The organism is Gracilimonas sp. B-17 (assembly GCF_056857935.1).
The window spans coordinates 247,027-271,602 of sequence record NZ_JBSXOA010000010.1; the positions used below are offsets into that span (position 1 = coordinate 247,027).

Sequence of the window (24,576 nt, forward strand, 5' to 3'; positions counted from 1 at the left end):
ATTAACCGGGATAACTTCATGCAGGCAAGCTGGGTAGCGGCTCTTTCTCTTTTTCTCTTCTTTATTGGATATCGATATTATTCAAAATTTCTGGCCGAAAAGATCTATAAACTTAATCCGAATTATATGACTCCGGCTCATGAATTTCAGGATGATGTGGATTATGTACCGGCCAATAAATTTGTTCTGTTAGGTCATCACTTTACATCCATTGCCGGGGCAGCACCTATTGTGGGTCCGGCAATTGCGGTATACTGGGGATGGCTTCCTGCAATGCTCTGGGTTGTTTTTGGGACGATCTTAGCGGCCGGGGTTCATGATTTTGGTACATTAGTGTTATCTGTTCGTAATAAGGGACAATCCGTTGGTACTCTTGCAAATAAGCTGGTTGGCCACAGAGCTAAATTGCTATTCCTATTTATAATTTTGATACTGGTTCTAATGGTAAATGCTGTGTTTGCCTGGGTTATTTCAAATCTCTTCATCAACTTTCCGGCTACGGTCTTATCGATCTTTATTCAAATTCCTCTGGCAATATGGATAGGAGTTAGGGCATATCGCAAAAGCGGCAACATGGTGGTACCGTCTATTGTGGTTTTATTTGTGATGTATTTCACAGCTATTATTGCGAGTTATGTGCCGGTGCTTCAGATCGATCTCGTTCAATATTTTGGTGGAGCCGAAACAGTTCTGATATTTGGTCTGACCGGTATAGAGATGGCCTTTTTTGTTTGGATCATGGTACTGATGGTCTATGTTTATTTTGCCTCTACCTTACCCGTTTGGAAATTATTGCAACCAAGAGACCTGATCAATGCCTATCAGCTGGTTTTGGGATTATTGATCCTGTATCTGGGATTGTTTGTGAGTAATCCTGAAATTACTGCCCCGGTTACGAATGTTGAAGCTACTGATGTAAGCTGGTTTCCCTTGTTGTTTATTACGATCGCATGCGGGGCAATATCTGGTTTTCATGGATTGGTATCATCAGGCACCACTGCTAAACAATTGGATAAGGAAACGGATGCCAGATTTGTTGGATATCTGGGGGCTATCGGAGAAGGATCTTTGGCCTTGATCACCATTGTAGCTGTTGTAACCTATTTTAATACAACAGGTGATTTCACTAATGTATATCATTCTTTTTCTGAAGCAGGGGCTGTGGGTTTGAATATTTTTGTGGAAGGAGCAGCTCAGCTTGCAACGGCCTTGTTGATACCGCTTGAAGCTGCCAAGACCATCATCGCTGTGATCGTGATCAGTTTTGCTGCTACCACCCTGGATACTTCAGTTCGGTTGATGAGATATATTTTGAATGAGTTAGGTGAGGAGTACAATGTTAGGCCGTTAACCAAGGTGCACACATCCACATTGATCGCTGTGGGGGCAAGTGCGGCGTTGGTACTGTTGCCTGAAGGACCCAGAGGACTTGGTTCCGGTGGATATTTACTTTGGCCATTATTTGGAACTTCCAATCAACTGCTGGCCGGTATAAGTTTGCTCTTAGTGACTATTTGGCTGAAACGGCAGGGAAGGGCGATCGTCTATACGTTAATTCCTATGATATTCTTAATGGCCATGACCTTATGGGCTATGACTGAACAGGTGATCTTTGATTGGTCGGGGTATAGTGGTAATGAAGCCAATCTGTTGTTATTCATCTTTGGTGCCATCATTCTTGGTTTTACCATCTGGATCATTTTGGAAGCAATATTATTGATACGAAAAGATCGGTAACTACTCGTCTTTATAATATTCTATGAAGCGTTGCTCATCATCTGATTTACCGATCAGAATAATGTCACTTTCTGGCGGAATTGGAATATTGGGATCAGGATTTATATTCTGTTTGCCATCAACTTGAAAAGCTATAACATTACAACCGGTCTTATTGCGGATGTCCATTTCGACCAGGGTTTTGCCAATGATCTTTTCGGGAGTTTCAAGGCTGAATACATTTAGCCCCTGAGCAACCATTATTATATCATTCTCCTCAAAAATATTAAAAATAGCATTGGCACCCATCGCTGCATAACTCATAACAAAATCGGCCCCGGCGCGGTGCAGAGTGTTTACATTTCGCTCAAGGGTTGATCTAGAAACTATATGGATATTTGGCCTCAAGCTTCTGCAGTAAATCGTAAGGTATATATTTACGTCATCCTGATTCGTGGTGATGATAACATTTGGGGCATCCTCAATCCCGGCTTTTTTTAGCGTTTCAAGGTCAGCCGCATCGCCTAATATGAAATCCTCAGAATCAAGAACACGATCCGGGTTCTTATCTATGATCTTATATCTGATATTTCTTTGTTTTAAATGGCGAGCAGTAGCCCTTCCAACTCTTCCTGCACCGATAATGATCAGAGGTTCATCGCTTATCCCATATATACCAAAGAGTTCATCATATTTCCTGAGCTGGTCAACAGTTCCGGCAAGTACAAGGACACTGTGTGAATGTATCTCCAGATCTGGATGGGCACTTGCAAAATCACCCCTTTCCCATATACCAACCACATTGATCCCAAACAATTCTCGAATTTTACTTTCCTTTAGTGTCTTACCTACAAGTGGTGTGTCAAAGGTTGTAGCTTCAGCAATGATCAGTTCTCCAAAGCGACCCACAGTATGTACCCGAGCATCCTGCCCAAGCGTTCTGCGCGAAAGAGCCCGACCCAAAATATTTCCCATATGCAGCACATGGTCACTTCCGGCTAACTTTAAGACATCCATAGATTCATAAGAATTAGCAGAGGAGATGATCTTAACGTTTTCTGATAACTCGCGTATAGTATGCGCAATATTTGAGTTGAACATATCCGATCCCCCCGTGTAAACCATGGCTGCATGTTCAACTCTCATTTTCCGGAAGGTATCCGGATCATCCGGTTCACCCACCACAACCCGATAGCCCTGATCATATAGGTCCAGGGCTTTATCAAGTTCATCTACCAATAATGCATATTCGTGACCATACTGATCAAGTTTACGTATGAGTGATCGGGTGATAGCATCAAAGCTTGTAATGATGATATGGCCGCTGGTGCCTTCAGGCAGTTCCCGTGGGGCTCGGGCTCTATGCTGAGCTTCCATCCAGGGAGCGTAAAAGAATTCAATAAAAGTGAAAGGCAGCATGATCAAAAGTGAGATGACCCCGGATCCCAGTACTACGATAGAAAATATTCGCCCAAGATCGGATTGGAAAGTAATATCCCCAAAACCAAGAGTGGTCATTGTGGTCAGGGTCCAGTAAAACCCGGTTACCCATGAATGATCCTGACCTTCCATTGCCATGATCTCGTGAAATAGAATACCATATAGAATGATCATTGCGATCAGGATCAACACAAAACGAACAAGCCGTTTTATATTGGTCTTGGTATTTCGATTGGCAACAAAATAGCTTAGCTGAGACGTAAAGAATTTCATAATGGAATATGAGGGTTAGCTTATTGAAATGAAATATCTTTAGGTGTTTTGTTAAGAAAAAACAGAATTAAAAAATTATTGGCCCGGGTATTCATTTCTCTATGGATGGAATGTATCTTATTGCATTAAACTAAAGAGTAACTTTAAGCTCATCTTATGTTGCATGTACTATTCTGAAGAAGACTGGCTGAATTGGATGGATCAACTCGCTGAAAATGATTATGTGATCGTTGATGATTTCATCGGTGATGAGATGTTTACCGGTATTATGGATTTCTTTCATGAAATGGAATCGGCCGATAAACTTAAAAAAGCGGGTATTGGTGCTCAGCAGGATTTTCAGTTAAAAGCCGAGATCCGGGGTGATTTTATTTACTGGCTAGAAGAAGAAAGAGATGTAGCGTTAAGTTCTTTTTTTGAGCTTAAAGATGAATTAATGCAAAATATTAAAAGATTTTGCTACCTGAGCCTGTCCGGGTCAGAATTCCATATCGCCAAATACCCTGCCGGATCATTTTATCACCGGCATCTAGATCAATTTCATGAAAGAACAAACCGGCAGATCACGGTTCTTATTTACCTGAATAATGATTGGAAGAAGGGAGACGGAGGAGAACTAGTTATATATAAAGATAAACAAGAAATGATTGTTGAGCCGATCGCTAAGCGCCTTTTGCTATTCAAAAGTGATGTGATTGAGCATGAGGTACTAACGACAAACGTGCCAAGATATAGTTTGACGGGATGGCTTTTACACCAACCGGCAGGTATCGGTTTTTTACTTGGTTGATGGCAATACCGTAACAATTTCTTAACGGGTGTACATTTTCTATTAATACAGTACATTAGTACCATTGTATATGTAAATCCCAGCATCTAAATCCCGGTATTGTGGCTGATAAAACAATTCTTGTCGTCGATGATGAAAAAGACCTTCTGGATCTCATTGAATACAACCTGAAAAAAGAAGGCTTTAATGTTTTAAAAGCCGAAAATGGTGAGGAAGGCATTGAGAAAGCTAAAGAGTTTCACCCCGACCTGGTTTTAATGGATATTATGATGCCAAAGATGGATGGGATGGAAGCTGTAGAGAAAATGCGGAAAGATGATGAACTTAAGTCAATTCCGATCATATTTTTAACTGCCCGAAGTGATGAAAAGACGGAAGTAGAGGGTCTTAATAAGGGGGGAGATGATTATATAACCAAACCTATCAGTACAACAAAACTGATCTCAAGGATCAAAGCGGTACTTCGACGATTTGATGAAACGGAAGAGGAAGTCAACCGCCTGGAGGTACATGATCTTATTATCGATAAAGACAGATATATAGTAACTCGTGGTGATGAAGAATTCCAGCTGCCCCGGAAGGAGTTTGAACTGCTTTATTATTTGGCAAGCCGGAAAGGAAAGGTCAGAGATCGTCAAACATTACTAAATAAAGTTTGGGGAGACAATATTTATGTGGTTGACCGAACCGTTGATGTACATGTCAGAAAGATCCGTGAAAAACTGGGTGACCATTACATTGAAACCATTAAAGGAGTTGGATACAGATTTAAGGAATGAGTCAATCCACAAAGACAAATAAAGGGATCTACAGACTCGGTATACGCATAGGTTTATTAGTATCTTTGATATCTGCCGGGGGGTTATTTTTGATCTCATGGCTGGGATTTGATATAGGTGCTTCCAGTGCATTAAAACTTTCTCTGGTTTCTGCATTACTGGTTTTTGTGGTGAGTTATATAGTGACATTCATTCTTACCGGAAAAAGGATCGAGATACTTGAAAGATTATTCAAGAATATTTCTCGGAAGCGATTCATTGAATACACTGATATCCCACATAGTAAACATGACGAACTGGATTATCTTATTAAACAGGGGGTTAAATCAAGTCGAACTACTGAACGTGAGATCCAGCGTTTGAATCGTATTGAGAATTACCGCAAGGAATTCATTGGTGATATTTCTCATGAGTTAAAGACCCCCATCTTTGCCATTCAGGGTTTTATTGAAACTTTGCTAAATGGTGCCCTTGAAGATGAAGAAGTGAACCGGGACTTCCTCAGAAAAGCCATGAGGAACGTAAACCGTCTGATCTATCTGACCAAAGATCTCATGGAGATATCCAAACTTGAAACCGGAGAGTTAAAGTCCGAGATCGAGGAGGTATACCTATTTGAGATACTTAATGATATCATTGAGAGCTTGAATTACAAAGCCGAAAAAGAAGGTATAAAACTAATTGTGAATGATTTTGATCGAAATATTCAAGTCAAAGCGGATAAGAATCAACTTAAGCAGGTTTTAATAAACCTTATTGAGAACGGCATCAAATACAATGTTCCAAAGGGTAAGGTGGAGGTAACGGTATTCACAAAACCGAAGCAACAGGAGCGTGTTTTTCTATCCGTCAGGGATACTGGGATAGGGATCGATGAAAAAGATATTCCAAGGGTAACTGAAAGGTTCTTTAGGGTCGATAAATCAAGATCTCGTGAAAGAGGTGGCACGGGACTAGGCTTGGCCATTGTAAAACATATCATGGAAGCTCATGGTGAAAAGTTCTCTATAGAAAGTGAACCCAATAAAGGGACCACATTCACAATCAGCCTCAGAAGAGCTGATATGGTACAGGTTTGATCAATAATATCTTACCTTCTTTGATCATTTTATAATTTAAAAAAACACATTATGATCTACGCAGTTATAATGGCCGGGGGATCGGGCACACGATTTTGGCCTAGAAGCACTAAAGAATTACCTAAACAATTTCTTCCCTTATTTGGTGAGGGGACAATGATTCAGAATACAGCCAAACGGGTCGAGTCTTTGATCCCTCAGGAAAGAATCATGGTTGTTACCAATGATAGCTATGTAGATATCGTCAAAGATCAACTTCCCTCAGTTCCGGATGAAAATATAATTGGTGAACCGGTTGCAAAAAATACAGCTCCATGTGTAGCCATTGCTGCCCAGTTATTATATAAAAAAGACCCTGATGCTGTAATGGTCGTGTTACCGGCAGATCATCATATAGAACAACCTGAGGCCTTTAAGGGATATCTAACATCTGCCATAGAAAAGGCTAAGCAAGGAAAAAATTTGGTAACAATCGGCATTGAGCCGGATAGGCCGGAAACGGGTTATGGCTATATTCAGGGTGAGACATCTTTAGTTGAAAAAATAAGTGGTAAGGAGGTGTATTCCGTTAAAGCGTTTAAAGAAAAGCCAGATGCTGAAACAGCTAAAGAGTTTCTTAATAATGGTAATTATTACTGGAACAGCGGAATGTTTATCTGGAGTGCTAAAACCATATTGGATGAATTTGAAAAACACCTGCCTGATATGTACCAATTGGTAACTAAAGCGAATGAGGGTCTTTTTGAAAGCAAGCATAAAGATTCAATTGATCAGTTCTATCATTCATGTGAGTCAATCTCCATCGATTATGGGATCATGGAACACGCAAAAGATGTTTTCGTAGTTCCGGGCGAATTCGGATGGAATGACGTTGGAAGCTGGACAGCCATATATGACCTTGGTGAAAAAGATGGGTCAGGTAATGTGATCAATACCTCAAACTCTACATTCAGTGATACCAAAAACAGTTACGTTTATTCAGAAAGTGGAAAAATGATATCTATGGTTGGACTGGATAATGTGGCAGTAGTTGTAACTGATAATGCCATTCTAGTATGTAACCTGGATAAAGCTCAAAACGTTAAGGACATTGTAGAACAACTGAAAGCAGATAATAAACTTCATAAGTACCTATGATCTAAAGGTGTATTACCTGCTGATCATATGCCAGTTTGATATGGTTTGGTAACTTCTTGTTTGTTGGCTCGTGATCAACATAACTGTTCATATGTATGAGATAAGCTTCAGGTATGCCTAATTTTTCTATGATCTCAACAGCCTGAGGAATGGTCAAATGAGTGGGGTGTTCCGGTTCCCAGCGCAAAGCTCCGAGGACCAAGATTTTGGATCCTTTTATCTTTTCAAGTGTAGAATCCGGTATTTCCTTAACATCTGTTATATATGAGAAATCATTTAACCTGTAACCATAAACATCGGTCATTCCATGTTTTACCGGCAGGGTCTTGATATCTATATCTCCTAAAGTAAAAGAGTCCTCAGCTTCTATTAATTTTAAAGAAGTTGAACCGGGGTATTTGTTTTCCCCAAACATATAATCAAATCTCTTCTGTACTGATTCTATACATTTTTTCGAAGCATATGCAGGTATAGGTGATTCATTGATATACGAGTAGATCCTTAAATCATCCAAACCTGCTACATGGTCCATATGTTCGTGCGTAATTAAAAGCTGATCCAATTTCTGTAACTTCGCCTGAATACTTTGTAGCCTGAATTCAGGACCGGCATCAATAAGTATGGATTGTCCTTTATGTTGTATCCAGGCAGAACACCTGGTTCGATAGTTCCTTGGATCATGGAAAAGCTTGTCACTTCTGAAACCACCGGCAACGGGTACCCCCATGGAAGTTCCAGTACCTAAGAATGTTACTTTCATTCTAATTCAAAATCTTCCTGGGTTTCTGTTGGCGTTACCTGTAATTGATCCCATAATTCTTCCAGTTTACGTCTTACAGCAGGTTTGATATATACGCCGGCTAGATCGATCTCGCCTAGTACTCTACCCATGGTTCCCAATTGCGACTCAATGGGTTTGTTTTTATTTACAACTACCAATTTTTGTCCTTCAATAATACATTCATCTCCTCTGAAGGATCCTCTTTCTTTCCTTAGGGTATACCCTGCCTGTTCAAGTATTTGTTCCAGCTCAAGAAGTAACTTATCTGGTTTCAAAATGATACTCCCAATGTTATTGTATGTCCTGAAAGGTCATAATCTAATCTTTCTTCATCAATATCATATGAATCATAAATGTAATCATATCCTAAACTTAAGTTTTTGCCGAATAAAAGATTATAAAAATTAATTCTCGCACTTCCATTTAAACCAAAAACACTGCCCCCTAAAAACCCACCACTCGCAGAACTGAAGCCATAGGAAGTCAAAAACTCACCGGTGATATTAAATTTGGATTGATTTATAATTGCTGCTGTAAGTCCAGCACCCGCGCTAAGTGAAGTTTGAGAAAACTCTTCATTGATATCATCATTTCGAACGGAGATAAGCCTGCTGTCCAATTTAACAGGTATACCTGCTTTAAAACTTTGATTATTAATTATATAGAATGGGTTTTTAAAGTTTAGGTTTAAACTAAAATATTTGGTTTCGTTTAATCCTGTTAATGAGTTTCCCAGTCCTACATTTATATTGAAACCAAGTGATTCGTAGGCTAAATAAGCAGCTTCACCATTAAATGTTAAGGGAGTAAATAAAGGGTCATTGTTAATATTTGAGCCCTCGTAACTGAAGTCTATAAATTGAACGCCGGCTCTAACGTAGGGCGAATAGATATTTCCAAAGTTTGTACGGTTATCTGTTCCGACTGAAAACATTTGTGCCTGGGAAGATATAGGCAAAAATGAAATGGCTAATAAAACAAAAAGGGTTAATTTAAATTTATTCATTTTGGAATGATTTAGATTCTTTCAACAGTTTAATCAATACCTAACTAAATAATTAATTGGATATGAAAATAATATCAATCTTAATAACTCTGTTTTTGGGAATAAGCATGAATACAGTTAATGATAGCATCTTTGATTATAAGATGAAGGATATTGATGGCAAAGAAGTTTCCTTGGATAAATATAAAGGCAAAGTAATTCTAGTTGTCAATGTTGCATCTAAATGTGGATATACCCCACAATATGAAGGCTTACAGAACCTTTACGAAAAGTATAAGGATGATGGCCTGGTAATTCTTGGTTTTCCTGCTAATAATTTTAATGGGCAAGAACCCGGATCTGATGAAGAGATCAAGCAATTTTGTACTCTGAATTATGGGGTTGAGTTTCCAATGTTTTCAAAAGTTTCAGTAAAAGGGGATGATCAGTCAGGGTTATTTAAATATCTGACTCAAGCACAGAACCCGGACTTTACCGGAGAAATAAAATGGAATTTCGAAAAATTTCTAATCGATAAAGATGGAGACCTGATCAGAAGATTCAGGAGTAATGTCGAACCCGAAAGTAAAGAGATCGTTACTGCTGTATCTGAGGCACTTTAAAAATAATAAGCAACACTTTACGGAACTGAGGAATACGCGGTATATGGTATTCCTCTTTTTTTGAATTGTTTTCAAAAAATCTTGACATCGAAGTACAATGGTCCGTATATTTAGTGCTCTCTCAAAAAGGTCCGGTAGTTCAGTTGGTTAGAACGCCTGCCTGTCACGCAGGAGGTCGAGGGTTCGAGTCCCTTCCGGATCGCAAACTAAAGCTTTCAACGATAGTTGAAGGCTTTTTTTGTTTAAGGAAAGTTTTTAAATACATAGACAGTACCTGCCGTTAATTCGTAATTATAGTAGAGAGAACACGAATTTCTTATCTTAAATGTTGTAGCAGGTATTTAATAAGCTATAAACTAATAAAAAACAGTAAGTAATGGATCATATTAATCCTAAATACGATGTCATTGTAGTTGGTGGCGGGCATGCAGGAAGTGAAGCGGCCGGTGCAGCTGCACAAATGGGTGCAAAAACACTTTTAATTACAATGAACCTGGAGGCGATTGCTAAAATGTCATGCAATCCGGCTATGGGCGGTGTTGCCAAAGGACAATTAGTAAGAGAGATCGATGCTTTGGGTGGGCTCTCAGGTATAGTGAGTGATGAGACCGGTGTGCAGTTCAGGATGTTAAATCTTAGCAAAGGGCCTGCTATGTGGAGCCCAAGGTGCCAGAGCGACCGTATGCTATATGCTCAAAAGATGAGGGAGAAACTTGAGGAAAAGGAGAACCTCTTTTTCAGACAAGATAATGTGGTCGACCTTATTGTTTCCGATGACGGTAAAAAGATCGATGGTGTGATCACGCAAACGGGTCAAAGGTTTTATTCACATAGTGTCATTCTTACCAGTGGTACTTTCTTAAACGGGTTGATCCATATTGGAGAAACCCAGTTTGGAGGAGGGCGTTCGGGCGAGCGCGCATCTGTAGGTATATCTGCAGCTTTGGAAGATCTTGGTTTTGAAGTTGGTCGTTTGAAAACTGGTACACCTCCCAGGATCGATGGCAGAACCGTAGATTATTCAAAACTTGAGGTTCAATATGGTGATGAAGATCCATCCGGCTTCTCTTTTTTAACTGAATCACTTCCATCACTTGACGAACAGCTTACCTGTTGGATAGGGTATACGAATGACAAGGTACATGATGTCTTGAGAACGGGATTCGATCGGAGCCCAATGTTCAATGGGCGTATAAAATCTATTGGACCGAGATATTGTCCAAGTATAGAAGATAAGATCGATCGATTTGCAGACAAAGAAAGACACCAGTTATTCCTGGAGCCTGAGGGATGGAATACCTATGAAATGTATCTCAACGGATTTTCCACTTCACTGCCTGAAGATGTGCAATATCAAGCACTTCGCACTATACCTGGGTTTGAAGAGGTGATCATGATCCGCCCCGGATATGCTATAGAGTATGATTATTTTCCTCCACATCAGATACGACGATCCTTAGAGACAAAATTAGTTGATGGGTTATATTTTGCAGGACAAATTAATGGTACCACTGGTTACGAAGAAGCTGCTTGTCAAGGTTTGATGGCCGGTATCAATGCGGCTTTAAATGTCAAGGGTAAGGAGCCGTTGATCCTTCAAAGGTCTGAAGCTTATATAGGGGTGCTTATTGATGACCTAATTAACAAAGGCACTGAGGAGCCTTACCGTATGTTCACTTCAAGAGCTGAACATAGAATATTGCTTAGGCAGGACAACGCAGACCTTCGTTTGACCGAAATTGGGCATAAGATCGGCTTAGCTTCTGAGGATAGGTTAAATAGAATGCTTGTCAAAAAGAATGCAATTGATGAGCTTGACACCTTGATCAAAGATTATACAGTTAGACCGGAGCAAATGGATCCCATGCTTAAGATCAAAGAGAGCTCTCTTATGTCTCAACCCATGAAAGCTGAGAAGATCCTTCTTCGCCCGGAAGTATCCTTGCATGATATGATGGAATATGATTCTGAACTTAAAGAAGAGATCTATTCTATCTCGAGTGACAATAAGGTGCTTGAACAGATCGAGATCCAGATAAAGTATGCGGGCTACATAGAAAAGGAATTCGAAATGGTCAGGGAGCTTGAGAAACAGGAAAATATGGAGATCCCGGAACGGATCGAATACTCTAATATTAAAAGCCTTTCCACGGAAGGAGCGCAAAAACTCTCAAAGATAAAGCCCGAAACGATCGGTCAGGCCAGCAGAATCAGTGGCGTTTCAGCCAGTGATGTATCAGTATTAATGGTTTACCTTAAAAATTAAAACGGGGTGTTTCACGTGAAACATGAGGTGGAGTTTGAGAAATTTAATGGTTTTGATTTAGCAACGAGTTTACTTCAAGATCATGCTGATAAATTAAGAGAGTATGTGGATCAGTTGTTGTGGTGGAATGAAAGGGTAAACCTCGTGAGTAGGGATGTTTCACGTGAAACCATTGTTGAGCATGTCCGGCATTCTTTAATGCTTGCTAGTTCTGAGCTATATAAACGGTCGGACATAATTTATGATGCGGGAACCGGTGGCGGCTTGCCGGGAATACCATTGGCGATCATAAATGAGAATAAAGGGGTGATACTAAATGACATTGTGTCTAAAAAGACCATGGCTTGCAAGCAAATGATTTTGAAGCTTAAATTGAAGAACTGCAATGTGTTTAAGGGATCGGTAGCTGAGATCGAGATGGATGAGGGCTCATGTGTAGTGTCAAAACATGCATTCAAGATAAATGATCTGATGAGTATGATTGGTGAAAAGCCATGGTTGGGTGTCCTTCTCCTAAAAGGCGAGGATGAAGTTGAACATGAGCTTGAGGGTATCGAACAGCCATTAAAAATAAATGTATTATCGTTAGAACAGAAGAACTATCCGTTTTATGCCGGTAAGGCGTTAGTTGAAATAACAAGACTTTAGGTATGAATAGCTCTGAAAGAAGACTCAAATTGATGTTGCTTTTGCAGCAACCGGGAAAAAATAAAACAGTTAATGAGCTGGCAGAGCATTTTGGGGTAAGCAGGCGTACTATATTCAGGGATTTCAATGCTTTAGAAGAGATAAATGTACCTGTGACCTGGGATCGGTACTCAGGATATGGTTTGATAGAAGGTTATAAGATCCCACCGTTGATGTTTACATCCAAAGAGCTCGCAACCATCATGGTTGGGCTTAATTTTGTCAAGTCTCAAGTTGATGAAGGTTTGGTGGAAGATGCAAAAGGGGTAGAGGTAAAAATTAAGAATGTTCTGCCCGACGAATTGAGAGATTTTATGGTATCGCTTGAAGGCAGGACCATCGTGGATCCATATTTGAAATTCGGTGGAAAGAAAAAGAAAGGGGGGAACTGGTATTTGATCAGCAGTGCCATCGCTCAGCAAAAAAGGATGCAGTTTAAGTACACGACAAAAAGCGGTGAAACCGGAACCCGAAAAATCGACCCATATATTTTGGTTTTTTATGAAGATCACTGGAATGTGATAGGGCGTTCTCACCTAAGAGGGGAAAGCAGGAATTTTATTCTGGAAAATATCGAGGAAGTAAAAATACTGGAAGAAAATTACACCTTAAAAGGTGAAATCGACGTAGAGCGCCTTATTTACGCCTCTGACGACATATCGGAATCGATAATACTGGAAGTCGAAAAAGATGAGTTAGGGCGCTTAGAGGCTAATTTACCGGCTAAAATAATTACGAAAGAACCCATTAATTCAAAAAAAATTAAGGTGTCCTTCAAATTTGATAATTTGCCATTTATCAATGAATGGTTACTACAGTTTGGGAAGAAAGTGAATGTATTGGCCCCGGGTTCTTTGATAGAAAAAAGAAAGGGACTTCTTCGCGAAATGTTAGGGGCCTGAAAAAATAATGAAACCTGATCAGGTTATCTGTTTATGATCTGGTTAAGATTATCTATCCTGATTTTCACTTTCCCTTTCAAAACGTTTTCGTAATGTCACCGGTTTTCCGGAATCTTTTTTCCTGCGTATTCTCATATTTATCATTTCAACGAAAAGAGAGAAGAATACAGCAAAGTAGATATACCCTTTAGGCACATGAAACTCGAAAGCCTCTATCATTAGCATAAAGCCGATCAGTATAAGAAAGGATAATGCAAGAACTTCGAGTGTTGGGTGCTTCTTTATGAAATCGCTGATAGAGTTTGCAAACCCGATCATTACAATGATTGAAATTATGACGGCAATGATCATTAACAATAATTCTTCAGTAAGCCCAATAGCAGTTAGAATACTGTCAAATGAAAAGATAAGATCGAGGGCAACTATTTGAAAAATTACCTGTCCAAAAGTAGACAGTTTCTTTTTTCCTTTTTCATCATGCTGTCCTTCCATTTTGTGATGAATTTCAACGGTGCTCTTAAAGATCAAAAAGGTTCCACCTGTGAATAGGATCAGGTCTCTAATACTGAACTCATACTCAAGTAATGTAAATAAGGGTTGAGTGAAACCAATGATCCAGCTGATGCTCAGAAGCATTGCTATTCTAAATATCAGGGCCAGGACCAAACCGGTGATGCGAGCTTTATTTTGTTTCTCACTTGGCAGTTTATTCGATACAATGGATATGAATATGATATTATCTATACCAAGTACGATCTCGAGAAAGGTAAGTGTAAGTAATGCAACCCAGCTTTCAGGGTTAAGGAAGATTTCCATGTTTTATTGGATTTTATTAAAACGAGATCAATTAAAAGAACATCATCAAAAACAATAACATCAGCAAATAAAAAAGGGCTTCAGAAATGAAGCCCTTTATAGAATAATTAATGTTGTTTAGGTAAAGAGGTTTGGTTTAATCCTCATCTTCCTCTTCACCTTCACCTTCTTCCTCGTTAACTACCCGAGTTATTGCTGCAATAGCACCGTCAGAATCTAGGCGCATAATTCGGACGCCTTGTGTGTTTCTTCCCATGGTGCGAATTCCGCCACAATTCATACGGATCACTTTGCCTTTCTCAGTGATGATCATCAAGTCATCCTGATCAGTAACTTCTTTCAAAGCGATCAGGCTTCCGGTTTTAGGAGTTATCTTTAATGTAATCACTCCTTTACCACCTCTTGATTGTTCACGGTAATCATCCACAAGCGATCGTTTACCATATCCATTTTCTGACATAGCCAATACGGTTGCTTCATGTGCATTACGGATAACGACCATATCAACGATCTCACCATCTTTGCTGAGGTTCATACCTTTAACTCCGGATGTGTTACGTCCCATATCACGAACTTCTTCTTCATGGAACCTGATAGCACGGCCATTTTTATTCGCAAGAATAACCTGACTATCACCATCCGTAAGTTCAGCACCAAGAAGACTATCACCATCCTTTATGTTGATAGCTATAATACCGTCTCTTCTTGGCCGGCTGTAGGCCTCAAGAGTTGTTTTCTTAACAAGACCATCTTTAGTGGCCATGATGATCGAATGATTATTAATATACTCTTCGTCATCAAGTGTTTTAACAGGTACGAAGGCCTTAATTTGATCATCTTTATCGATATCGATAAGATTTACAATAGCACGACCTCTTGCCAGGCGCCCGCCTTCAGGAATTTCGTATACTTTGAGCCAGTAACACATTCCTTTTTCAGTAAAGAAAAGAATGTAATTATGTGTGGTGGCTACAAATAAATGTTCTACATATTCCTCATCACGCGTAGTAGTACCTTTCATGCCTTTACCGCCACGTCGTTGTCGGCGATATCCACTAACAGGCATTCGTTTGATGAAACCTTTATTGGAGATGGTTACAACCACATCCTCATTGGCGATCATATCTTCAATGTTGAAATCTTCAGCTGAATGAACAACTTGCGTTCTTCTTTCATCGCCATATCGTTTTTTGAGATCGGCAAGCTCTTCCTTAATAATCGCAGTTTGTTTATCCCGATTAGATAAAATTTCACGATAGTCAGCGATCTTATCTATGATCTCACGATACTCACCGTCAATTTTTTCTCTTTCGAGTCCGGTTAGTTTCTGCAGACGCATATCCAGAATGGCCTTTGCCTGTATATCTGTCAAGGCGAATTTCTTCCGCAGTTCAATATTTGCTTCATTAGGACTATTAGATGCCCGAATTGTTTTGATAACCTCATCGAGATTATCCAGTGCTATCTTAAGTCCTTCTAAAATATGAGCCCTGGCTTCTGCTTGATCCAGGTCATATATAGTTCGTCGGATAATGATATCAACACGGTGCTCAACAAAATGATAGATGAGCTCCTTGAGATTCATTACTTTTGGCCGCCCTTTAACAAGAGCAAGATTAATGATACCAAAAGTGGTCTGCATCTGGGTATATTTGTACAGTTGATTCAGTACAACACCTGCATTGGCAGAACGCTTTAAAATAATAACGATCCTGATACCCTCACGGTCAGATTCATCTCTTACTTCTGAGATCTCTGTGATCTTTTCATCATTAACAAGACCAGCGATCTTTTGGATAAGAGTACTTTTGTTAACCTGATACGGGATCTCAGTAATTACGATCTGTTCACGATTACCGCGCAACTCTTCAGTGTTGGCTCGAGCACGAAGGGTTACTTTTCCGCGACCTGTTTCGTAGGCCTCTTTAACACCCTCGTAACCATAAATGATGCCGGCAGTTGGGAAATCAGGCGCAGTTATATGCTTCATTAACTGCTTGATCTCAATATCCGGATCATCAATGTAGGCCTGAACCCCATCAATAACTTCTGACATATTATGGGGAGCCATATTTGTGGCCATACCCACAGCAATACCGGAAGAACCATTTATCAGTAGGTTTGGAAGCATACTTGGGAGAACGGTCGGTTCCTCAAGGGTATCATCAAAGTTCGGTGAAAAATCTACCGTATCTTTGTTGATATCGGCCAACATTTCCTCGGAAAGCCGGTCCATACGAACTTCCGTATAACGCATGGCGGCCGCACTGTCACCATCGATAGATCCAAAGTTACCCTGCCCATCGGCTAGAGGGTATCTAAGTGAGAAATCCTGAACCATCCGTACGATGGAGTCATAAACAGCACTATCACCATGAGGGTGATACTTACCTAAAACCTCACCTACAATACGGGCACTTTTCTTATAATTTCTGTTATGAAGCATGCCAAGATCGTTCATACCATACAAAATGCGGCGGTGAACCGGTTTTAATCCGTCGCGAACGTCTGGAAGGGCACGTGAAACAATCACCGACATCGAATAATCGATGTATGACGATTGCATTTCGTCTTCAATAGTTATTGGAATAATTTTTTCTCTGGCCATAAATCAGCTATAAAAGTCAGTTAAATTCTTATTGAATTATATATTGTTTAGATGTCGATGTTGGCGTATTTGGCATTTCGCTCAATAAACTCACGCCTTGGCTCAACGTCTCCGCCCATAAGGGTTGAAAAGAGTTTATCGGCACCGGCCGCACTTTCAACATTTACTTGTTGAAGTGTTCTGGTTTCAGGGTCCATAGTAGTTTCCCAAAGCTGTTCCGGGTTCATTTCACCAAGACCCTTATATCTTGAGACATCAAATTTTCTGCGCCCTTTCTTCAATTCTTTAACCAGTTTATCCCTGGTTTCATCATCCCAGGCATATTCAATGTCTTTTCCAACAGTGATCCTGTATAGGGGAGGTGTGGCGATATAAACGAATCCGTTTTCGATCAAAGGCCGCATATATCGGTAGAAAAAGGTCAGTAGTAGCGTGCGAATGTGGGAGCCGTCCACATCGGCATCTGTCATTACGATGATCTTGTGATAACGTAGTTTATCAACATCAAAATCCTCATCACCATGACCAACACCGGTACCCAGTGCAGTGATCATAGCTTGAATCTCTTTGTTCTCGAGAATTCGGTTGATCTTAGCTTTCTCTACATTTAGGATCTTACCTCTTAATGGCAGGATAGCCTGGAAACTTCTGTTTCGACCCATTTTTGCAGAACCACCGGCAGAGTCACCCTCTACAAGGTAGATCTCACTGTGTTCCGGATCCTTAATGGAGCAATCTGCAAGTTTACCCGGCAGGCCACCACCGCTCATAACACTCTTGCGTTGCACAAGTTGACGTGCTTTTCGGGCAGCTTCTCTTGCTTCAGCCGCAAGTACAACTTTTTCAATTACTTTTTTAGCAGCTTTTGGATTCTGTTCCAGGTATTCATTAAGCTGATCATAAACAACAACCTCAACGGCACTTTGAACTTCTGAGTTACCAAGTTTGGTTTTGGTCTGCCCCTCAAATTGAGGCTCAGCAACCTTAACACTTAATACGGCCGTCATTCCTTCACGGAAGTCTTCTCCGGAAATGGAGATCTTGCTGTTAGATTTGATCAGATTATTTTTCTCAGCATACGATTTCAGAGAACGTGTCAGAGCCCGTCTGAAACCTGAGACATGTGTACCGCCTTCTTTGGTGTTAATGTTATTCACATAAGAATGTACATTCTCAGAAAATGAACTGTTGTAGGAGATCGCGATCTCAACCGGCACATCGTCAACTTCGCCGGTTATGTGAATAGGTGTGTCAAGCATGGACTCCCTGTGTTCATCGAGGAAATCCACAAAATCTTTTACACCGCCCTCATAGTGATAGATCTCTTTTTGCAGATCCTCATCCTCTTCACGCTCATCGACCAATTCGATGGTGATCTCAGGATTCAGAAAAGCGAGTTCACGCATGCGTTCCGCAATAATATCGAACTTGAACTCAGTGGTTTGGGTAAAGATCTCCGGATCAGGCATAAAAGAGATCTTAGTACCTGTCTCTTTAGTTTTACCTGCAACAGATAACGGGGTTTTGGTGGTTCCTTTCTCAAAACCCATTACATGGATCTCTCCATCACGATGGATCTCAGCCCTGAACCAGGAAGCCAGGGCATTCACACAACTTACACCCACACCGTGCAAACCACCGGAAACCTTATAAGTATCTTTATCAAATTTACCTCCGGCGTGGAGTTTGGTAAGTACGACCTCAACAGCCGGGATACCGAGCTTATCATGAGTATCGACAGGAATACCACGACCATTATCGAAAATGGTCATCGAGCCGTCTTTATTAATAGTAACATTTATATAGTCGCAATAACCGGCAAGAGCTTCATCAATTGAATTATCTACAACCTCATTGATAAGGTGGTGAAGTCCGCGCTGTCCGGTGTCCCCGATATACATAGAAGGACGCTTTCTAACCGCTTCCAGCCCCTCCAAAACCTGTATGTTCGAAGCCTTGTAGTCAGATCCTTGTTTTTTTGCCATAATTTATGGAGTGATAGCTTTGTAAGATGAGTTGATTGATGGCAGAAAATAGAGCTTACACAGGCAAAATCAAAAAAAGGTGAGGTATTTGTTCAAATTAATAGAGGAGGGCGTTCTGGGGTGAAATTCAGAGCTATTAAAACGGTGCTAATTGTGGAAAATTCGGAAAAATGTGGATAAATCAAATTTTCGTATTCAAAATCATTGAACTTTGATGTTTATAGCTCTATCTTTGGTGTCTATTTTCATTATGAATTAACCGAAAAGAACGATGTCGCGAAAAGACGATATTACAGGCAAAGGAGCTTTGAACGGATACCGTTCATCTAAGTCGAATAATAAAACGAAACACCGCTTTCAGTTGAACTTGCAAAAGCGACGATTTTATGTTCCTGAAGAAGATAAGTGGGTAACACTTAAGGTTTCTGCTAAAACTGTGAGAACAATAAACAAGAAAGGAATTTCTGCGGTACTTAAAGAGGCGCGGAAAAATGGAACTCTTATAAAAGAAGTATAATACCATGGCAAAAGGAAACAGAGTTCAGGTGATCTTAGAGTGTACCGAAAAACCCGGTTCATCTCGCTATGTTACGACTAAAAACCGAAGAACCACTACTGATCGACTTGAACTGAAAAAATATAATCCGGTTCTTCGTAAGCATACTGTTCACAAAGAAATTAAATAACCAGAAGAGACATGGCTAAGAAGCAAGCATTCGGACAAGACGCATTACAAGCGAAAGCAGCACATCGCAAGATGGCAAAGGTTATTATTTCTACCAAGAATGATAAAGGCAAATATGCCTACAAAGAAGTAATGATGGATCAGGACGATGTAAAGGAATACATTCAGAACAACAGATCCTGATACCCTTTGCGGAAGATTTTATAAGGTTACACAATTATGATTGTGTAACCTTTTTTTTTGGTTATTTTTAAATTAAAACTTCGCAGAATGAGTATACAAGACAAGATCATATCGGATATCAAAGAAGCCATGAAGGCTAAAGAACAGGACAAGCTTAGAGTCCTTCGTTCATTGAAAGCCAAACTCATGGAAAAAGAGATCAGTGAAAGGAAAGGCGGAGAAGCTAAACTTTCAGATGATCAAGCGGTGGAAGTTCTTATGAAAGCTGCCAAACAGCGAAAAGAATCCATTGAACAGTTTGAAGAGGGCGGAAGAGATGACCTGGCTGATAATGAGAAAATGGAACTTAAGATCATTGAAGAGTACTTGCCTGAAATGATGTCGGAAGATGAGGTGCGTGACGTCGTTAAAGAAAAGATCGAACAGTTAGGCGCTTCCGGCATGCAAGACATGGGTAAGGTCATGGGGCCGCTTATGGGGCAATTAAAAGGTAAAGCTGATGGCTCCGTTGTTAGTAAGGTAGTGAAAGAAGAATTAGGAGGGTGATCCATAGATGTTGATCCTTGATCTGATTATTGCTATTCCTGTTCTGTATTTTGCCTATAAAGGTGCGGTAAATGGGTTGATCAAGGAAGTCCTCAATATTGTTGGGATCATATTGGCTGTTTTTATCACATTCAATTACCTCGATATGTTTACAGGCCTGATAGGGCCAATGTTTGAGGAGGGTGCTTCTTATGTTCCATTCATATCCGGCACCATTCTATTTATAGGAACCCTGGGAATTGTGGCGGCCATAGCCTACGGAACCAAGGAGCTTTTAAAAGCTATCAAACTCAGTTCAGTCAACCGGATCCTGGGGGCAACATTTGGTATCCTGAAAAGCAGTATTATTGTCAGCACGATCCTATTACTGTTATCCGGTTTCAATATTCCTGCAGAAGAAACCCGTAAAGAATCCTATTTATATCCTTTTATTATTTATGTAGCTCCATTCGCTTACGATTCAGTGGCCATGATATATCCGGGTGCTGAAACCTATTCCGAAACACTCAAAGAAAATGTGGGAAGCTACAACCCACTTGAAAACATTCCATTTTTAAACGATAACTAACCATAATGTCATTTAAACCGGTTGAAGAACAATTAGAGATCATCCGCAGAGGAACAGTTGAAATTGTTCCTGAAAACGAACTCATTGAAAAATTAAAACGATCAAAAAAGAATAATAAACCACTAAAGATAAAACTTGGGGTTGATCCGACCCGCCCTGATCTTCATTTGGGTCATTCTGTTATTCTCAGGAAAATGAGACAATTCCAGGATCTTGGCCATGAAGTCATATTGATCATAGGTGGGTTTACGGCTATGATCGGTGATCCAACCGGACAGAATAAAACACGCCCTCCACTTACCTTAGAGGAGGTAAACGAGAATGCAGAAACCTATATTGATCAGGCCAAACGTATACTTGATGAAGACAAACTCACCCTGACCAATAACTACGACTGGCTGGGTGAAATGGACTTTATGGACGTCATTAAGCTTTCTTCTAAGCTCACGGTTGCCAGAATGATAGAGAGAGATGACTTCTCGAAACGATTTGAGAACAATGAGCCCATTTCGCTGCATGAGTTTTTGTATCCGCTGGCGCAGGGGCAAGACTCAGTACACCTAAAGTCAGATGTGGAATTGGGAGGAACAGATCAGAAATTCAACTTACTGGTTGGTCGCCAGCTTCAAAAAGAAGATGGACAGGAACCACAGGTTTGCCTGATGATGCCTTTATTGGTTGGAACTGATGGTTCAGCAAAAATGTCTAAATCTTATGACAATTATATAGGTATTAATGAGGAGCCAAACGAAATGTATGGCAAGTCTTTATCTATTCCGGATGATCTCATCTATACCTATTATGAATTGGTGACGGATATCAAAACGGATGACCTGCCGGCCATAAAGGCAAAAATTGAGAAGGATCCGCGAAACGGAAAACATGATCTGGCTTTCACCATAGTACGAATGTATCATGGAGAAGAAGCGGCAAAAGCAGCTAAAGAGCATTTTGAGAAAACAGTGATCAATAAAGAAGTACCCGATGACGCACCAACGTTCAGTTTTCCGGTTGGTGAGGAAATCAGACTCCTGGATATTGTGGCTGAAACAGGCTTTTCACCAAGTAATGGTGAAACAAAACGCATGATCAAACAGGGCGGAATCAGCGTGAATGACAAAAAGATCACGGATAAGAATTATTCGATCACCTTCAAAGAAGGGGATGAGTTTACCCTTAAAGTTGGAAAGAGAAATTTTGGAATCATAAAAGGGAATTAGACAAAGAATTGGTAAAAATAAGTTCATACAACGTAAACGGAATTAGAGCCGCTCACCGAAAAGGATTTGTTGACTGGGTGGAGGACAGCAGACCGGATATCATTTGTATTCAGGAGCTGAGGGCAACGGAAAAACAGATCCCTAAAGATATTAAAGAGCTTGAATATCAGGAATTCTATCATGTAGCAGAGAAAAAAGGCTACTCTGGGGTTGCGATCTATAGTAAAGAAGAACCGATTCAGGTTGAAACAGGAATCGGTGTGGACTGGATAGATGCAGAGGGCCGAATAATAATGGCTGAGTATGATTCATTCAGAGTGTTCAGTGTTTATGCTCCAAGTGGAACAACCGGTGATGTCAGGCAAGACATGAAAATGGATTTTCTGGAAAAATTCATTCAATTTGGCGAACAGTATACCAATGACAATAAACCTTCGGTCTTTTGCGGAGATTTTAATATTTGCCACACAGAAATTGATATTCATAACCCCGACAAACAGCATAAAACGTCAGGTTTTTTACCTGAGGAGCGACAATGGGTGAGTGATTTTCTGGAAAAAGGGTATGAAGATGTATTTCGAAAGCTTCATCCGGATAAAAAGGACTTGTATAGCTGGTGGAGCTACAGAGCGGCATCAAAAGAACGAAACAAAGGCTGGAGAATTGATTATCATTTGGCGACTCCTACATTATCTGAAGTTGCTGTTGAGGCAGAGATCGAAAAAAAATGGGATCTGTCAGATCATGCACCGGTAAGTATCAGGTATGATATCTAACAAATAAACCGGGCCGAACTAAGGTTTTTGATCTCGGCCAAAATTGAGCAAAATATGGGCACACACTTTAAAGGCGATAAAGAAGATATAAGAACGCTAAACGCCTTCATTAAACTGACACGAGCCAGTGAGAGTGTGAACGGACGACTTGCCCGACATCTGTCAGATGCGAATTTAACCGTGACTCAATTTGGTGCATTAGAGGCATTATTACATCTTGGTCCATTGAATCAAAGAGAACTGGGCCAAAAACTGCTAAAAAGCGGCGGTAACATCACTCTGGTGATCGATAACCTTCTTAAAAATGGATTGGTGGAAAAGGTCACTGACCCCAATGACCGGCGAGCGGTCATTATCAGCCTGACAAAGAAAGGGAGAGAATTCATTGAAGACCTGTTTCCTCAACACCTTGAAAGAATAAAAGAAGAGTTCTCTGTGCTGACTTCTGAGGAAAAAGATCAGTTGGCGTTAATATGTAAGAAGCTAGGGGTAGGACAAGAAGTGTAGCTTCAATGCGTATTTAGCTTTCAAAGAAATTTCTTATTTAGGAGGTTAAATCAAGTAAACGGAGGTACAATGCGTTTAAATAAGCCATTAATACTGCTTTTTGTTTTAGCTATTATGTTTGGTTGTACAAAAGAAGCAGAAATAGATGATAAAAATACAGAACGAAGATTCGTTGTACAGGAAGAGTTAAGAATAGGTACTGAGAGTGGTAATGAAGACTATATGTTTGGGGACATTAAAGATATTGCCATCGGAACAAAGGGAAGAATATTTGTAGCTGATCAACAAGGTCCTATCGTGAAAATGTATGATAAAGAAGGGAAATTTATTAGGAATGTTGGCAGAGAAGGGCGAGGCCCCGGTGAGTATACAGGAATAAGTGGAATGAAAACATTTCAGGATGGAAGGGTAGCTATATGGAATGTTGGGCTTACCAATATTAATGTGTTTAGTCCCGAAGGGGAATACTTGGAAACACATTTCGTTAATTCTACTCTAAATGCACCGGATCTGTTTGAAGTTGGAAAAAAGGGAGAATTCTATGTTAAAACTACTATAAACAGGGATCGTAATAAGCCAAACTTACATTTTGCGTGGCTTAGAGTTTCTTCAAGAGGCAAGGTAGTAGATACTTTGGAAGTTCCAAGAGATGAGGTTGACCGTCCATTAACATTCGTTCTATTTTCTGCACAGGGAAGTGTACACTCATTTATTAGATGGCCTAGAAGTACAATTAGCTCAGAAGGTTATGTTGTTTATGCAGAAGATAATAACAAGTATGAGATTAAGTTTTTAAACGAGGAAAGGGCTGAAAAAGGGATAATTTGGGAGATTGAACCCGTAACATTGCTATCGGAAGAAAAAGAGCAATGGGAAGCTTGGACAGACTATTATTCTGCAAGAGGGGCAGAAAATGTTTTACCTGAACATAAGCCGGTTCTCAAACAAATATATACAGATAGAAATGGAAGAATTTGGATCTGGAAATATGTTAAAGCTGAATATACAGAAATGAATATGGGAATTGGCTATGGTCCCGAAAGCAACTGGTGGGAACCCCCAACCTTCGATATTTTTAAACCGGACGGGAGTTATTACGGTACGGTTGAGCTACCACTTAATGCGAATTTCAAAGATGCAAAAGGAAACACAGTGGTGGCTGTTCTAACGGGTGATATGGGGGAGGAATATGTATCTCGTTTTAGTCTTAGTGAAGTTGATTAA

Annotated in this window: 25 protein-coding genes and 1 tRNA gene; 19 read left to right on the forward strand and 7 right to left on the reverse strand. The window is 40.1% G+C overall.

What is annotated here, in order from left to right:
* The first annotated feature begins 18 nt into the window (after positions 1–18).
* Entirely contained in the window at positions 19–1,737 is a 1,719-nt protein-coding gene (locus AC13FX_RS04375; RefSeq protein ID WP_482879268.1) for a carbon starvation CstA family protein, read from the forward strand.
* Here AC13FX_RS04375 and AC13FX_RS04380 read toward each other — a convergent pair whose 3' ends face one another.
* Complete coding sequence (locus AC13FX_RS04380) at positions 1,738–3,429, reverse strand: potassium channel family protein (protein WP_482879269.1); 1,692 nt, start codon at positions 3,427–3,429, stop codon at positions 1,738–1,740.
* A gap of 163 nt (positions 3,430–3,592) precedes the next feature.
* Here AC13FX_RS04380 and AC13FX_RS04385 point away from each other — a divergent pair, with 163 nt between their 5' ends.
* The 4 genes from AC13FX_RS04385 (at position 3,593) to AC13FX_RS04400 (ending at position 7,214) form a co-directional block, all read left to right on the forward strand.
* Positions 3,593–4,219: a 2OG-Fe(II) oxygenase gene (locus AC13FX_RS04385; protein ID WP_482879270.1), complete on the forward strand. Its 627-nt coding sequence runs from the start codon at positions 3,593–3,595 to the stop codon at positions 4,217–4,219.
* A 101-nt stretch (positions 4,220–4,320) separates the two neighbouring features.
* The gene (locus tag AC13FX_RS04390; protein ID WP_482879271.1) at positions 4,321–4,998 is read left to right on the forward strand and encodes a response regulator transcription factor; all 678 of its coding nucleotides are present in this window, start codon (positions 4,321–4,323) and stop codon (positions 4,996–4,998) included.
* The gene (locus tag AC13FX_RS04395) at positions 4,995–6,077 is read left to right on the forward strand and encodes a sensor histidine kinase (protein WP_482879272.1); all 1,083 of its coding nucleotides are present in this window, start codon (positions 4,995–4,997) and stop codon (positions 6,075–6,077) included. The genes AC13FX_RS04390 and AC13FX_RS04395 overlap by 4 nt, the downstream gene beginning before the upstream one ends.
* A 51-nt stretch (positions 6,078–6,128) precedes the next feature.
* Positions 6,129–7,214, forward strand: a complete 1,086-nt coding sequence (locus AC13FX_RS04400; protein ID WP_482879273.1) for a mannose-1-phosphate guanylyltransferase — start codon at positions 6,129–6,131, stop codon at positions 7,212–7,214.
* Position 7,215: 1 nt separating this feature from the next.
* Here the strand turns inward: AC13FX_RS04400 and AC13FX_RS04405 are convergent, their stop codons facing one another.
* Genes AC13FX_RS04405 through AC13FX_RS04415 form a run of 3 tightly spaced genes read right to left on the reverse strand, consistent with a single transcriptional unit; the run spans position 7,216 to position 9,001 of the window.
* On the reverse strand, positions 7,216–7,974 hold the full coding sequence (locus AC13FX_RS04405) for an MBL fold metallo-hydrolase (protein ID WP_482879274.1): 759 nt from the start codon (positions 7,972–7,974) through the stop codon (positions 7,216–7,218).
* Positions 7,971–8,270: a hypothetical protein gene (locus tag AC13FX_RS04410; RefSeq protein ID WP_482879275.1), complete on the reverse strand. Its 300-nt coding sequence runs from the start codon at positions 8,268–8,270 to the stop codon at positions 7,971–7,973. Before AC13FX_RS04410 ends, AC13FX_RS04405 begins: the two co-directional genes overlap by 4 nt.
* Positions 8,267–9,001, reverse strand: coding sequence for a hypothetical protein (locus AC13FX_RS04415; RefSeq protein ID WP_482879276.1), 735 nt, complete (start codon positions 8,999–9,001; stop codon positions 8,267–8,269). The genes AC13FX_RS04410 and AC13FX_RS04415 overlap by 4 nt, the downstream gene beginning before the upstream one ends.
* Before the next feature lie 62 nt (positions 9,002–9,063).
* Between AC13FX_RS04415 and AC13FX_RS04420 the strand changes: the two genes are divergently transcribed.
* The 5 genes from AC13FX_RS04420 (at position 9,064) to AC13FX_RS04440 (ending at position 13,458) form a co-directional block, all read left to right on the forward strand.
* Entirely contained in the window at positions 9,064–9,603 is a 540-nt protein-coding gene (locus tag AC13FX_RS04420; protein ID WP_482879277.1) for a glutathione peroxidase, read from the forward strand.
* A gap of 128 nt (positions 9,604–9,731) precedes the next feature.
* Positions 9,732–9,805, forward strand: a tRNA-Asp gene (locus AC13FX_RS04425).
* Positions 9,806–9,979: 174 nt separating this feature from the next.
* Entirely contained in the window at positions 9,980–11,869 is a 1,890-nt protein-coding gene (mnmG, locus tag AC13FX_RS04430) for a tRNA uridine-5-carboxymethylaminomethyl(34) synthesis enzyme MnmG (protein WP_482879278.1), read from the forward strand.
* A 15-nt stretch (positions 11,870–11,884) separates the two neighbouring features.
* Positions 11,885–12,517: a 16S rRNA (guanine(527)-N(7))-methyltransferase RsmG gene (locus AC13FX_RS04435; protein WP_482879279.1), complete on the forward strand. Its 633-nt coding sequence runs from the start codon at positions 11,885–11,887 to the stop codon at positions 12,515–12,517.
* Between the two features lie 2 nt (positions 12,518–12,519).
* On the forward strand, positions 12,520–13,458 hold the full coding sequence (locus AC13FX_RS04440; RefSeq protein WP_482879281.1) for a helix-turn-helix transcriptional regulator: 939 nt from the start codon (positions 12,520–12,522) through the stop codon (positions 13,456–13,458).
* A gap of 48 nt (positions 13,459–13,506) precedes the next feature.
* Here AC13FX_RS04440 and AC13FX_RS04445 read toward each other — a convergent pair whose 3' ends face one another.
* The 3 genes from AC13FX_RS04445 to gyrB all read right to left on the reverse strand — a co-directional run bounded on the left by AC13FX_RS04445 (position 13,507) and on the right by gyrB (position 18,867).
* A complete protein-coding gene (locus AC13FX_RS04445; protein WP_482879282.1) occupies positions 13,507–14,274 on the reverse strand; it encodes a TerC family protein in 768 nt (255 codons plus the stop codon).
* A gap of 136 nt (positions 14,275–14,410) precedes the next feature.
* On the reverse strand, positions 14,411–16,882 hold the full coding sequence (gene gyrA / locus AC13FX_RS04450; protein ID WP_482879283.1) for a DNA gyrase subunit A: 2,472 nt from the start codon (positions 16,880–16,882) through the stop codon (positions 14,411–14,413).
* A 47-nt stretch (positions 16,883–16,929) separates the two neighbouring features.
* The gene (gyrB, locus tag AC13FX_RS04455) at positions 16,930–18,867 is read right to left on the reverse strand and encodes a DNA topoisomerase (ATP-hydrolyzing) subunit B (RefSeq protein WP_482879284.1); all 1,938 of its coding nucleotides are present in this window, start codon (positions 18,865–18,867) and stop codon (positions 16,930–16,932) included.
* 271 nt (positions 18,868–19,138) lie between these two features.
* Here gyrB and rpmB point away from each other — a divergent pair, with 271 nt between their 5' ends.
* The 9 genes from rpmB (at position 19,139) to AC13FX_RS04500 (ending at position 24,576) form a co-directional block, all read left to right on the forward strand.
* Positions 19,139–19,384, forward strand: a complete 246-nt coding sequence (rpmB, locus tag AC13FX_RS04460; protein WP_103664282.1) for a 50S ribosomal protein L28 — start codon at positions 19,139–19,141, stop codon at positions 19,382–19,384.
* Positions 19,385–19,388: 4 nt separating this feature from the next.
* Entirely contained in the window at positions 19,389–19,553 is a 165-nt protein-coding gene (gene rpmG, locus AC13FX_RS04465; RefSeq protein WP_103664281.1) for a 50S ribosomal protein L33, read from the forward strand.
* Between the two features lie 11 nt (positions 19,554–19,564).
* The gene (locus AC13FX_RS04470) at positions 19,565–19,735 is read left to right on the forward strand and encodes a DUF4295 family protein (RefSeq protein WP_103664280.1); all 171 of its coding nucleotides are present in this window, start codon (positions 19,565–19,567) and stop codon (positions 19,733–19,735) included.
* A gap of 87 nt (positions 19,736–19,822) precedes the next feature.
* Positions 19,823–20,281, forward strand: coding sequence for a GatB/YqeY domain-containing protein (locus AC13FX_RS04475; protein WP_482879285.1), 459 nt, complete (start codon positions 19,823–19,825; stop codon positions 20,279–20,281).
* Positions 20,282–20,288: 7 nt separating this feature from the next.
* The gene (locus tag AC13FX_RS04480; protein ID WP_482879287.1) at positions 20,289–20,849 is read left to right on the forward strand and encodes a CvpA family protein; all 561 of its coding nucleotides are present in this window, start codon (positions 20,289–20,291) and stop codon (positions 20,847–20,849) included.
* A gap of 5 nt (positions 20,850–20,854) precedes the next feature.
* Positions 20,855–22,069 (forward strand): tyrosine--tRNA ligase, encoded by a 1,215-nt coding sequence (gene tyrS, locus AC13FX_RS04485; RefSeq protein WP_482879289.1) that lies wholly within the window; start codon positions 20,855–20,857, stop codon positions 22,067–22,069.
* Between the two features lie 8 nt (positions 22,070–22,077).
* A complete protein-coding gene (locus AC13FX_RS04490; RefSeq protein ID WP_482879290.1) occupies positions 22,078–22,845 on the forward strand; it encodes an exodeoxyribonuclease III in 768 nt (255 codons plus the stop codon).
* Between the two features lie 54 nt (positions 22,846–22,899).
* Positions 22,900–23,352 (forward strand): MarR family winged helix-turn-helix transcriptional regulator, encoded by a 453-nt coding sequence (locus AC13FX_RS04495; protein WP_482879292.1) that lies wholly within the window; start codon positions 22,900–22,902, stop codon positions 23,350–23,352.
* A gap of 69 nt (positions 23,353–23,421) precedes the next feature.
* The gene (locus AC13FX_RS04500; protein ID WP_482879293.1) at positions 23,422–24,576 is read left to right on the forward strand and encodes a 6-bladed beta-propeller; all 1,155 of its coding nucleotides are present in this window, start codon (positions 23,422–23,424) and stop codon (positions 24,574–24,576) included.

Excerpts from the sequence above, each read along its gene's own strand:
- AC13FX_RS04375 (WP_482879268.1), top strand. The coding sequence starts at position 19 with ATGCAGGCAAGCTGGGTAGCGGCTCTTTCTCTTTTTCTCTTCTTTATT.
- gyrB (WP_482879284.1), bottom strand. The coding sequence starts at position 18,867 with ATGGCAAAAAAACAAGGATCTGACTACAAGGCTTCGAACATACAGGTT.
- gyrA (WP_482879283.1), bottom strand. The coding sequence starts at position 16,882 with ATGGCCAGAGAAAAAATTATTCCAATAACTATTGAAGACGAAATGCAA.
- tyrS (WP_482879289.1), top strand. The coding sequence starts at position 20,855 with ATGTCATTTAAACCGGTTGAAGAACAATTAGAGATCATCCGCAGAGGA.
- AC13FX_RS04495 (WP_482879292.1), top strand. The coding sequence starts at position 22,900 with ATGGGCACACACTTTAAAGGCGATAAAGAAGATATAAGAACGCTAAAC.
- AC13FX_RS04380 (WP_482879269.1), bottom strand. The coding sequence starts at position 3,429 with ATGAAATTCTTTACGTCTCAGCTAAGCTATTTTGTTGCCAATCGAAAT.
- AC13FX_RS04400 (WP_482879273.1), top strand. The coding sequence starts at position 6,129 with ATGATCTACGCAGTTATAATGGCCGGGGGATCGGGCACACGATTTTGG.
- AC13FX_RS04500 (WP_482879293.1), top strand. The coding sequence starts at position 23,422 with ATGCGTTTAAATAAGCCATTAATACTGCTTTTTGTTTTAGCTATTATG.
- AC13FX_RS04415 (WP_482879276.1), bottom strand. The coding sequence starts at position 9,001 with ATGAATAAATTTAAATTAACCCTTTTTGTTTTATTAGCCATTTCATTT.
- AC13FX_RS04480 (WP_482879287.1), top strand. The coding sequence starts at position 20,289 with ATGTTGATCCTTGATCTGATTATTGCTATTCCTGTTCTGTATTTTGCC.
- rpmG (WP_103664281.1), top strand. The coding sequence starts at position 19,389 with ATGGCAAAAGGAAACAGAGTTCAGGTGATCTTAGAGTGTACCGAAAAA.
- AC13FX_RS04475 (WP_482879285.1), top strand. The coding sequence starts at position 19,823 with ATGAGTATACAAGACAAGATCATATCGGATATCAAAGAAGCCATGAAG.
- AC13FX_RS04440 (WP_482879281.1), top strand. The coding sequence starts at position 12,520 with ATGAATAGCTCTGAAAGAAGACTCAAATTGATGTTGCTTTTGCAGCAA.
- rpmB (WP_103664282.1), top strand. The coding sequence starts at position 19,139 with ATGTCGCGAAAAGACGATATTACAGGCAAAGGAGCTTTGAACGGATAC.
- AC13FX_RS04445 (WP_482879282.1), bottom strand. The coding sequence starts at position 14,274 with ATGGAAATCTTCCTTAACCCTGAAAGCTGGGTTGCATTACTTACACTT.
- AC13FX_RS04405 (WP_482879274.1), bottom strand. The coding sequence starts at position 7,974 with ATGAAAGTAACATTCTTAGGTACTGGAACTTCCATGGGGGTACCCGTT.
- AC13FX_RS04420 (WP_482879277.1), top strand. The coding sequence starts at position 9,064 with ATGAAAATAATATCAATCTTAATAACTCTGTTTTTGGGAATAAGCATG.
- AC13FX_RS04470 (WP_103664280.1), top strand. The coding sequence starts at position 19,565 with ATGGCTAAGAAGCAAGCATTCGGACAAGACGCATTACAAGCGAAAGCA.
- mnmG (WP_482879278.1), top strand. The coding sequence starts at position 9,980 with ATGGATCATATTAATCCTAAATACGATGTCATTGTAGTTGGTGGCGGG.
- AC13FX_RS04385 (WP_482879270.1), top strand. The coding sequence starts at position 3,593 with ATGTACTATTCTGAAGAAGACTGGCTGAATTGGATGGATCAACTCGCT.
- AC13FX_RS04395 (WP_482879272.1), top strand. The coding sequence starts at position 4,995 with ATGAGTCAATCCACAAAGACAAATAAAGGGATCTACAGACTCGGTATA.